The following is a 9,625-nucleotide window of genomic DNA, read 5'->3' on the forward strand; positions in this document are numbered from 1 at the left end:
TTCCCTTTCCATTCAATACGTTTTGTTTGTGCCCAAAACAACCTGGCACTGTGACTCGTAAATCACGCGGTGCCTCCTGCGGGCCGAGGCCATCTCCGGTAAACACACAACCGCCTCAAGTATTTGCGACTCTCTCCCTGCGGGTTGAGACCGTCTGCACAAACGGTCCCACCGACGGGTCACTTTGTCTGCACACAAAGTGACCGCCCCGCTTCCAGCCGCATTCCCCGGACTCACACACGATCCACTGGCCACAACGTCTTCGGCGGCTCCTATATGGCTTGCTATACTATACCTTTTTGAATGTGTCGTTTTAGAGGATTTGCTTCATTTTTCTTAGTCAGAGTACACAAAAAATATCACTTCTTTCTCTTGACTTTACGAATTATGTGTAATATAATAACAGTGTTCATCTCCTGCGGCACACGCTTGAAAAGGTATACCTTATCAAAAACTTTAAAAAGCACCGTTTCTTCTACAAAAACGGTGCTTTTGGTCTTTATGCACAATCTTTTTCTCTACGGTTTCTGGTGTTGCGCAAAGGGTCGAGAAAAAATGCGGCGCACTCGAAAATGTGTCATGTTATACGTCCCCTTGACACATATACTCAGATTTCAATCCCGGTATTTGTGATCTCCAACGCAAAGGGATTGCCGTTGCGCAGTTCAGAAGCGGGCAACGCCAGCGGTTCAAATCCGACATCGCCATATCCCTCCGTTAATTTCAACAGCTCTTTGATAATTTCCACCCGCCTTTTCCCGCCGAAGTTGTCAAGGAAAAAACAAACGTCAACGTCACTTTGCCTAGTGGCAGTCCCTTTGGCATAAGAACCGAACAAATACGCCTTTTGAACCGGCAGTACCTGCCGCACCTGAGCGGCGTAAGCTCTTGCTTTATCATTTATGGTTTCAATGTCAGCAACCATATGAATACCTCCTTTGTCGTTCTCAACGTATCACTCGCTTCCTGCTCGCTGATTTGCGAACTCAGCTTGCTCACATAATCTGGGTAGCGATTGTTCAGATAATATGCTGTTAGTGTGTCAAAAAAATCTATTGTATCTATAGGCACCGCCTGCGGCAAACAATGTTCAAACTTTTTGACAATTGCCTTGATGTTGTGCAAATGCGGCGGCGCATCTGGCAGGTAAAAGGAATATAGACCTTTCACCAGTTTTTCAACAGCTTGCTGGCACATAAATACCACATAAAGCCAATGTCCATCCCTCAGCATGCTTTCGGCAACAGTGAGATCATATTTGGCTATGTCAAACCAATACTCAAATTTTTCTAGGCCGTCCATATGATCATCTCCACGATAGCATTATATACCAATACGAAGTGTTTGTAAAGCATTCCCCACCGCCTCCGTAGTAATCGACGGCGTGTACGCGATCCAGCCCGCCTTGTTGATGTGCGGCGTAGGCCGCCCAGGTGTTCTGGTCCGTCCGAGCTCCATCTTTCGACAGGCGGTACACCGTGAGCGCGAAGCCCTTCGCCTTGCTGTCACTGCTGCACTCGGGAAGAGACAAATTCTCTCCTTCTATTTTTCGCCTGCGTTTGGTATAATAAGATCGGTCTTGCCCGCACGGCCGGGCCGGTGTTATTTTTGTGTGCGCAGATTTTCCGGTTTGAATTCCATATTTTGACATATTTACCATTGGTTCAGGAGGGTTATTCTTTGCTTGATCGTCAGGACATCCTCGATGTGTGCCCCGACATGACGGTGCTGGTCGATGAACCGATGCGCCGCCACACCTCCTTTGCGATCGGCGGTCCGACCGATCTGATGGCGATGCCGAGCAGCCCGGCGGCGCTGGCCGCGCTGCTTGCGCTGGCCCGGCGGCGGGAGACGCCGGTGCTGCTCATGGGCAAGGGCACCAACCTGCTGGTGAGCGACCGGGGCGTGCGCGGCCTCGTCATCAAGACGCACAGCGGCCTGGCCGGCCTCAGGCGCGGCGGCGAGTGCGAGATCGTCGCCGGCTGCGGCGTGCTGCTCTCCGCGCTGGCCTCGGCGGCGGCGCGGTGGGGACTCTCCGGCCTGGCCTTTGCCCACGGCATTCCCGGCACGGTGGGCGGCGCCGTCTATATGAACGCCGGCGCCTACGACGGTGAGATGAGCCGCGTGGTGCGGCGCACTTCATATGTGGACACGGTGGGCCAGTTTGGCGTGCTGACCGGACCCGCACATGCATTTTCTTACCGCCACAGCTTCTTCACCGACCACGGCGGGTCCTTTGCCCTGGAGATCACGCTGACGCTGACCTCCGGGGACTCGGATGCGATCCGCGCGGAGACCGAGGCGCTGGACGCGCGCCGCCGCGCCGCCCAACCGCTGGACTTGCCCAGCGCGGGCAGCGTATTCAAACGACCGCTGGGCGGGCACGCCGCGCCCCTGATCGAGGCCTGCGGCTTGAAGGGCGCCCATGTCGGCGGGGCGGCGGTGTCGGACAAACACGCCGGGTTCATCGTCAACAGCGGCGGGGCCACCTGCGAAGATGTGCGCCGGCTGATCGAACAGATTCAAGAACGGGTGCGCGCCGAGACAGGCGTGCAGCTGGAGCCGGAGATCGGCCTGGTGGGCGACTTCGGCGCCGGGGCGCCGCGCGAGGGGGGAAACGTGTGATGAAATTTCTCGTTGTGTCGGGATTGTCGGGAGCCGGCAAGAGCCAGGTGGCCACGCTGCTTGAGGACATGGGCTACTTCTGCGTGGACAACATGCCGGTGCAGCTTATCCCGCGGTTTGCCGAACTGTGCATGGCCTCCGAGGGCAAGTACGACCGCGTGGCACTGGTGACGGACGTGCGCTCCAACCGCTCCTTCGACGAGCTGTTCCGAGCCCTTGGAGAACTGTCGGAGCTGGCGTACGGGTATCAGATCCTCTTTGTAGAGGCCTCCCCCGAGGTCATCATGCAACGCTACAAGGCCACCCGCCGCCGCCACCCGCTGGCCGTGGATGGGCAGCCGATGGAAGACACCGTCGCGCACGAGTATCACATGCTGGAGCCCGTACGCAGCCAGGCGGACTACATTGTGAACACCTCCGTCATGACAACCAACCAACTCCGCGACCACCTGCGCGATCTGTTCTCCGACGGCCCGCAGGCCCGGGTTATGGTGGTCATGATCGGTTCGTTTGGCTTCAAATATGGGGTCCCACGCGACTCGGACCTCGTGTTCGACGTACGTTTTCTGCCCAACCCCTTCCACGTATATGAGCTCCGCCCGCTCACCGGCAACGACGAGGATGTCTTCTCTTACGTGAACCGCTTTCCGGAGACGCAGGAGTTTTTTTCGCTGCTCAAGGGGCTTGTCACCTTTTTGCTGCCCCAGTATATAGAGGAGGGCAAGACCTCCCTGGTCATCTCCATCGGCTGCACAGGCGGCCGCCACCGCTCGGTGACTGTCGCCCGGATGCTGTACGAGTATGTCGGGGAGATCGGCTACCGCGCCATGCTGACCCATCGGGACATCGCCAGGGGGTGAACCCGTGTCGTTCTCTTCAGAGGTAAAACGGGAGTTATGCCGCCTGCCGGCGGACAGGCCCTGCTGCGTCAAGGCGGAGATCTACGGCGCGCTGTTATTCGGCCACACGTTCAGGGCACAGGAGATGCGGATCGTCACCGAGAGCCTGCCCGTGGCCGGGCGGCTGGCGTCGCTCTGCCGCGCCGCTTTTGGGTTTGATTTCGACCGGCGCCCCGCCGACGGGCCGCCGGCCGGCAAGGCGACGCTGCTGCTCTCGGACCGGACCAAACTCTCCTCGGCGCGCGAGAGCTTCGGTTATGGCTCCGCCGACGCGGCCGCGTTGCACCTGAACAACGCGGTACTGGAGGACGAGTGCTGCACGCGCGGCTTCGTGCGCGGGGCCTTTCTCACCGGCGGCTCGATGATGCGGCCGGACCGAAAATATCATCTGGAACTCGCCACCCCCCACGGGCCGCTCAGCCGAGAGGTTTTGGCGCTTCTGCGCGCCCTAGACTTCACGCCCCGCATCACGCTGCGCGCCGGCCATCACGTGATCTACCTGAAGGCCAGCGAGCAGATCGAGGACTTTTTGACAGCCATCGGCGCGCCGCGCGCCGCGCTCACACTGATGGAGACCAAAGTGGAGAAGGACCTGCGCAACCGGGTAAACCGAAAAGTCAACTGCGAGACGGCAAACCTCGGCAAGACCGTCGCGGCCTCGATGGAGCAGATCGACGCCATCGAGCGCCTGCGCGTCAGCCCGCTGTGGGAGACCCTGCCCACGCCCCTGCGCGAGACCGCCGAACTGCGTCTGCGCTACCCGGACCAGCCCCTGACCGAACTCTGCGCGCGCTTTGACCCCCCGCTCGGACGCTCCGGCCTCAACCACCGGCTGCGGAAATTGACGTCGCTGGCCCGGGAGACGGAACGCGGCGGCGTTTTAGAGGAGAGAACTCCGTGACTGATTTTGTTCACCTGCACCTGCACACCGAATACAGTCTGTTGGACGGAGCCTGTCGGATCGACAGGCTGATGGCGCGTCTCCGGGAGATCGGTCAGGACGCGGCGGCCATCACCGACCACGGCGTCATGTACGGCGTGGTCGACTTCTACAAGGCGGCCAAGGCGGCCGGCATCCAGCCAATCCTCGGCTGCGAGGTCTATGTGGCCCCGCGCGGCCGGGGCGACCGAATCCACGAACTGGACGCGGAGCTGGGCCACCTGATCCTGCTGTGCGAGAACGAGACAGGATATCGCAACCTCTGCCGTCTGGTCAGCCGGAGTTTTTCCGAGGGGTTTTACATAAAACCGCGCGTCGACCGGGCGCTTCTCGCCGAGTATGCCGAAGGGCTGATTGTCCTCTCCGCCTGTCTGTTTGGCGAGGTGTCCCGTCTTTTGCTCAAAAACCGTTACGAGGAAGCGCGCGACACCGCGCTGTGGTACCGCGATGTCTTCGGAGCGGGCAACTATTTTCTGGAGCTCCAAGACCACAATCTGCCGGAGTCGGCCGAGGCGGCGGCGGGGCTCCTTCGGATCCACAAGGAGACGGACATCCCGCTGGTCGTGACGAACGACGCTCACTACCTGACCCGCGAGGACGCCTACACACAGGACGTCCTCATGTGTATCCAGATGAACAAGACCGTCGACGACCCGGACCGCATGCGGTTCTCCTCCCAGGAACTCTATGTAAAGACGGGGGACGAGATGGCCTCACTTTTTCCCGAGTACCCGGAGGCCGTGCGCAACACGCGGCGCATCGCCGACCGCTGCCGGGTGGATTTCACCTTCGGCGCGCACCATCTGCCCCGTTTCCTGCTGCCGGACGGGCAGAACGACAGCGTCTCATTTTTGCGGCAAAAGAGTTTTGAAGGCTTTGCCCGCCGCTACCCGGACCCGCCGGACACCTACCGGGCGCGGCTCTCCTACGAGCTTGAGATGATCGAGCGCATGGGATTTGTCGACTACTTTCTCATCGTCGGCGACTTCATCGATTTCGCGCGCGGCCGGGATATCCCGGTCGGGCCGGGACGCGGCTCCGCCGCCGGCAGCATGGTGTCGTACTGCCTGGGGATCACCGATGTGGACCCGATGAAGTACGATCTGTACTTCGAGCGCTTTTTGAACCCGGAGCGGGTGAGCATGCCGGACATCGACATAGACTTCTGCTATATGCGCCGGCAGGAGGTCATCGACTATGTCATCGGCAAGTACGGGTCCGACCATGTGGCGCAGATCGTCACTTTCGGCACGATGGCGGCCCGCGCCGCCGTTCGGGACGTGGGCCGCGCGCTGGGCTGCACCTACGCCGAGGTAGACGTCGTGGCCAAGCTCGTACCCTTCGCCCTCCATATGACGCTGGAAAACGCCCTGAAGCTCTCCCCCGGGCTGCGGGACATGTGCCGTGACGACCCTCGCATCGACAAACTGATTCGCACGGCCCAGGCGCTGGAGGGCATGCCCCGGCACGCCTCGACCCACGCCGCGGGCGTCGTGATCACGGCCCGTCCGGTCTCCGAATACGTGCCGCTGGCCAAAAACGACGAGGCCATTGTCACCCAGTTCCCGATGAACACGCTGGAAGAGCTGGGGCTGCTCAAGATGGACTTCCTCGGTCTGCGCAACCTGACCGTGCTGCACGACGCCGAGGCCATGATCCGCCGCCGCGGCTCGGATTTCCGCCTCTCCGACATCCCGGAGAACGACGCGGAAACCTTCGCGATGCTGATCGCCGGCAAGACCTCCGGGGTCTTCCAGCTTGAGTCAGGCGGCATGACCGGTGTGTGCGTGGGGCTCCAGCCGCAGTCGATCGAGGACATCACCGCGGTCGTGGCACTCTTTAGGCCCGGCCCGATGGACTCCATCCCTCGCTTCATCGAGAGCAAGCACCACCCAGAGAAGGTCACCTACCGGCACCCGATGCTGCGGGACATCCTGCAAGTGACGTACGGCTGCGTCGTCTATCAGGAACAGGTGTTGGAGATCTTCCGCAAAATGGCCGGATTTTCGCTGGGTAAGGCCGACATGGTGCGCCGCGCGATGTCGAAGAAGAAGATGAAAGAACTGGCGCGCGAGCGCGAAAACTTCATCCTCGGCAACGCCGTCGAGGGAATCCCCGGCGCCGTGGCAAACGGCGTGGACGCCGCCACCGCCGAGGCGATCTTCGATGAGATCATGGACTTTGCGAACTACGCTTTCAACAAGGCGCACGCCGTCTCCTACGCCGTCATCGCCTATCAGACGGCGTACCTGAAATGTCACCATCCCCGCGAATACATGGCGGCGCTGCTGACCTCCGTGTTGGACTGGAGCGGCAAGGTCGCCGAATACATCGCGGAGTGCCGCGAGATGGGCATATCCGTCTGTCCTCCCGACATCAACACCTCGGAGGACGGTTTCACGGTCGGGCCGGACGGTCGGATCCTATTTGGTCTCGTGGCCGTGAAGAACGTCGGCCGAGCGCTGATCCGGGACCTATTGACCGAGCGGACCGAGCGGGGGGCGTTTACCTCTCTCCAGTCCTTCTGCGAGCGGATGTTCGACGCCGATCTCAACAAGCGCGCCGCGGAAAGTCTGATCTACTGCGGCGCGATGGACAGTTTCGGCACGTCCCGCACGGCGCTGCTCGCCGCGTACGAGCCCATCATGAGCGATCTGGAGGCCGCCCGCCGCAAGAATCTGGAAGGGCAGATCGACTGGTTCAGCGGCTTTGACGACGGCGGCAAGCGCACCGAGCGACCGCTGCCGGATGTGCCGGAACTTCCGCTGCGGGAACGCATGGCAAAAGAAAAGGAGTACACCGGGCTGTTCCTCTCCGGGCATCCGCTGGACGCCTATCGGGACGAGCTGCGCCGCACGGGCGCTGTGCCTGTACGGCGGATTCTAAATGACTTTTCGCAGGAAGGCGGGCCGACGGTCTTCCGGGACGAGCAGCGCGTGACGCTGGCGGGTCTGCTCACCGCGGTGCGCACCAAGACCACCCGCAACAATTCCTTGATGGCCTACGTCACTTTGGAGGACACGACGGCCTCCACCATCGAGCTGCTGGTGTTCGCGTCGGTGCTGGCCCGATGCGGACCCTACCTCAAGACCGACCACGCCGCGGTGGTGACAGGGCGGATCAGCGTCCGCGAGGACCGTGAGCCGCAGATCCTCGTGGACGAACTGCGCCCGCTGGCCGACTTCGAATCCCTTGACGGGGCGCCGATGACAAAACCGCCCCCGCCGCCGCAGACGCTGTTTGTCCGGCTGCCCGGCGACCACCCAAAGGCCGCCCGGCTGCCGGCACTGTTCACGATGTTCCCCGGCACGGTGAAGACGGTCCTCTACCACAGCGACACCGGCCGAAAACTCGGCGCCGTCTGCAACCCGGACCCCCGGCTGCTGCGCGAACTGTCCGACTGGTTCGGCGGCGAAAATGTGGTGCTGAAATAGCGCCCGGCGGCGCCACGCTATTGTGCTTTGAAATGTATCGTCAATTTTCCGCCCTCCCACGTGATATATTTATTTCTTGCCGACAGCGTCCGGGATTCTCCGTCCGTCACAATGTCGCCTGTCCGGAAAACTGAAAGCATAAAGCCGATCAGCACCAAATTGATGACCGTCGCCGTATTGCTGTAAGAAATGAGCGGCAATGAAATCGGAGAAACGAACTGAATCCCGAGGTTGAAGAGGGCGTAACTGATCACCTGCACGCTGAACGTCAGCATGATGGAGAGCGACACAAAAAATCCCAGGCTGCTTTTTTGCTTGAAACAGTGCGCAAATCCTTTGAGGACGAAAAAGAGTATGACGCCGACGACAATCGCGAATGCGATCCACCCCACAAGCGATATGAGCGCAGTCAGAAGTGAGTCTGTGTAAAAAGCCGCACTTGGCTCCATCAAGCCTGCCATATATGCTTCCGATATGCGCCCCTGCCCAAACCATTTTGCTCCGCGCAACAACTCCTGTGTCATCATAGCCCAATACCCCATACCGTATGGATCGGCTGAGGGGTGCAAGGCCGCCGCGAACCGCTTCCAATGATAATCGTTCATGTTGGCCGTCAATACGATCGCGAGCAAGACAACAGACGCCAGCACAAGCAGGAATCCATGGAATCTTTTTATACTAAACCAGTTCTTCCAAACGGCCGCACCGAACACCACCATACCGACAATCGCGAAGTGCAGAAACCCAGTGATGGCGCGTGCCGTGATCAAAACAAGGCCCGGAAGCACAAATGCCAGTCCGCACAGGGCGATACCGATGTATCCTTTGTTTCTCGCAGCAAAAATCGCCAGCGCGCATGCGAGCGGGAACAGCAGCGCGGCATATTGGGCGTAATACAGGCCGCGATTGAGCTCGGGTGAAAGAAAAAGAAGAACCAGCGAAAACGCGGTTATGGAAAAATAGATTGTCTTTGGATATTTGCCAAGCAGCGAGAAATCGGCCAAATACGCGATGAACATGCCCGCCATGCCGACACCGGTGAAAAAGAGCCGGACAGAGATGAGACCGACCCTGTCTTCATCGTTAAACACAAACAATCTGACGAGCAACCCGAATGTCAACAGCACCGCCGTCGCCGCAAACATCCCCCACTGTGGCTTTGGCCGGTGCGTCCTGTCGAGCTGCGCTCCGATCATCGCCGCATCGCCGGTATTCGCAATGGCCTTGTCTGTGGCCGCCTCTTCATCCAGTCCCAGCGTCATAAAAGCGTCTCGCTGGTCGACAATGTGATTTTCCATTTCTTGGTGAATTCGAGGGTGCGCTTTTTTCCACCGGATCTGCTCACACACCAGGTGCACATACGATTTGATTTTTTCATGCGGTTGCACAACGCACACCTCCCTCCATGATTCGATTCACCGCCGTTGCATACGTCGTCCATTCCGATTGCTTTTCCGAAAGCAGGCCCTTCCCCTTGCCGGTGAGCCGATAATATCTTCTCACCCGCGCGCTGTCGGCATTTTTTTCGTAGGAGCTGACCATGTCATCCCTTTCAAGACCGTGCAAAATGGGATACAGCGTGCCCGTTTTGAGACAGAATAAATCCTCCGACCGCTGCGCAAGCTCCTCAATGATCTGATATCCGTACAGATCCTTGGATTCGAGCAGTTTGAGGATCAGCATCGTCGTATGCCCCGACAGAGAATTTTTTTCGTGCGCCATCCTAT

9 protein-coding genes are annotated in these 9,625 nt (G+C 59.6%); 4 read left to right on the plus strand and 5 right to left on the minus strand.

Going from position 1 to position 9,625, the window contains the following annotated elements; genetic code table 11:
* Positions 1–607: 607 nt before the first annotated feature.
* The 3 genes from LBK75_04595 to LBK75_04605 are packed head-to-tail and all read right to left on the minus strand — an operon-like array spanning position 608 to position 1,531.
* Positions 608–925, minus strand: a complete 318-nt coding sequence (locus tag LBK75_04595; GenBank protein ID MDR1157571.1) for a nucleotidyltransferase domain-containing protein — start codon at positions 923–925, stop codon at positions 608–610.
* Entirely contained in the window at positions 901–1,302 is a 402-nt protein-coding gene (locus tag LBK75_04600) for a HEPN domain-containing protein (GenBank protein ID MDR1157572.1), read from the minus strand. The genes LBK75_04595 and LBK75_04600 overlap by 25 nt, the downstream gene beginning before the upstream one ends.
* Positions 1,303–1,306: 4 nt before the next feature.
* A complete protein-coding gene (locus tag LBK75_04605; protein MDR1157573.1) occupies positions 1,307–1,531 on the minus strand; it encodes a hypothetical protein in 225 nt (74 codons plus the stop codon).
* Positions 1,532–1,680: 149 nt separating this feature from the next.
* On the opposite strand from LBK75_04605, the gene murB reads away from it, so the two are divergent.
* The 4 genes from murB to LBK75_04625 are packed head-to-tail and all read left to right on the plus strand — an operon-like array spanning position 1,681 to position 7,898.
* Positions 1,681–2,625 (plus strand): UDP-N-acetylmuramate dehydrogenase, encoded by a 945-nt coding sequence (murB, locus tag LBK75_04610; GenBank protein ID MDR1157574.1) that lies wholly within the window; start codon positions 1,681–1,683, stop codon positions 2,623–2,625.
* Positions 2,625–3,485, plus strand: a complete 861-nt coding sequence (rapZ, locus tag LBK75_04615) for an RNase adapter RapZ (protein ID MDR1157575.1) — start codon at positions 2,625–2,627, stop codon at positions 3,483–3,485. Before murB ends, rapZ begins: the two co-directional genes overlap by 1 nt.
* A gap of 4 nt (positions 3,486–3,489) precedes the next feature.
* Positions 3,490–4,425 carry a DNA-binding protein WhiA gene (whiA, locus tag LBK75_04620; GenBank protein MDR1157576.1) on the plus strand — a complete coding sequence of 312 codons (936 nt, stop codon included), beginning with the start codon at positions 3,490–3,492 and terminating at the stop codon, positions 4,423–4,425.
* A complete protein-coding gene (locus LBK75_04625; GenBank protein ID MDR1157577.1) occupies positions 4,422–7,898 on the plus strand; it encodes a DNA polymerase III subunit alpha in 3,477 nt (1,158 codons plus the stop codon). Before whiA ends, LBK75_04625 begins: the two co-directional genes overlap by 4 nt.
* Positions 7,899–7,915: 17 nt before the next feature.
* On the opposite strand, the gene LBK75_04630 is transcribed toward LBK75_04625, so the two are convergent.
* The gene (locus LBK75_04630; protein MDR1157578.1) at positions 7,916–9,286 is read right to left on the minus strand and encodes an FtsW/RodA/SpoVE family cell cycle protein; all 1,371 of its coding nucleotides are present in this window, start codon (positions 9,284–9,286) and stop codon (positions 7,916–7,918) included.
* Positions 9,273–9,620: a helix-turn-helix transcriptional regulator gene (locus LBK75_04635; protein ID MDR1157579.1), complete on the minus strand. Its 348-nt coding sequence runs from the start codon at positions 9,618–9,620 to the stop codon at positions 9,273–9,275. Before LBK75_04635 ends, LBK75_04630 begins: the two co-directional genes overlap by 14 nt.
* Positions 9,621–9,625: the final 5 nt, after the last annotated feature.

This window comes from Oscillospiraceae bacterium (assembly GCA_031265355.1).
In the GTDB taxonomy this organism is placed as follows: domain Bacteria; phylum Bacillota; class Clostridia; order Oscillospirales; family UBA929; genus JAIRTA01.

Coding starts and splice junctions, on each gene's coding strand:
- LBK75_04595 (MDR1157571.1), bottom strand. CDS start 925: ATGGTTGCTGACATTGAAACCATAAATGATAAAGCAAGAGCTTACGCC.
- LBK75_04600 (MDR1157572.1), bottom strand. CDS start 1,302: ATGGACGGCCTAGAAAAATTTGAGTATTGGTTTGACATAGCCAAATAT.
- rapZ (MDR1157575.1), top strand. CDS start 2,625: ATGAAATTTCTCGTTGTGTCGGGATTGTCGGGAGCCGGCAAGAGCCAG.
- LBK75_04635 (MDR1157579.1), bottom strand. CDS start 9,620: ATGGCGCACGAAAAAAATTCTCTGTCGGGGCATACGACGATGCTGATC.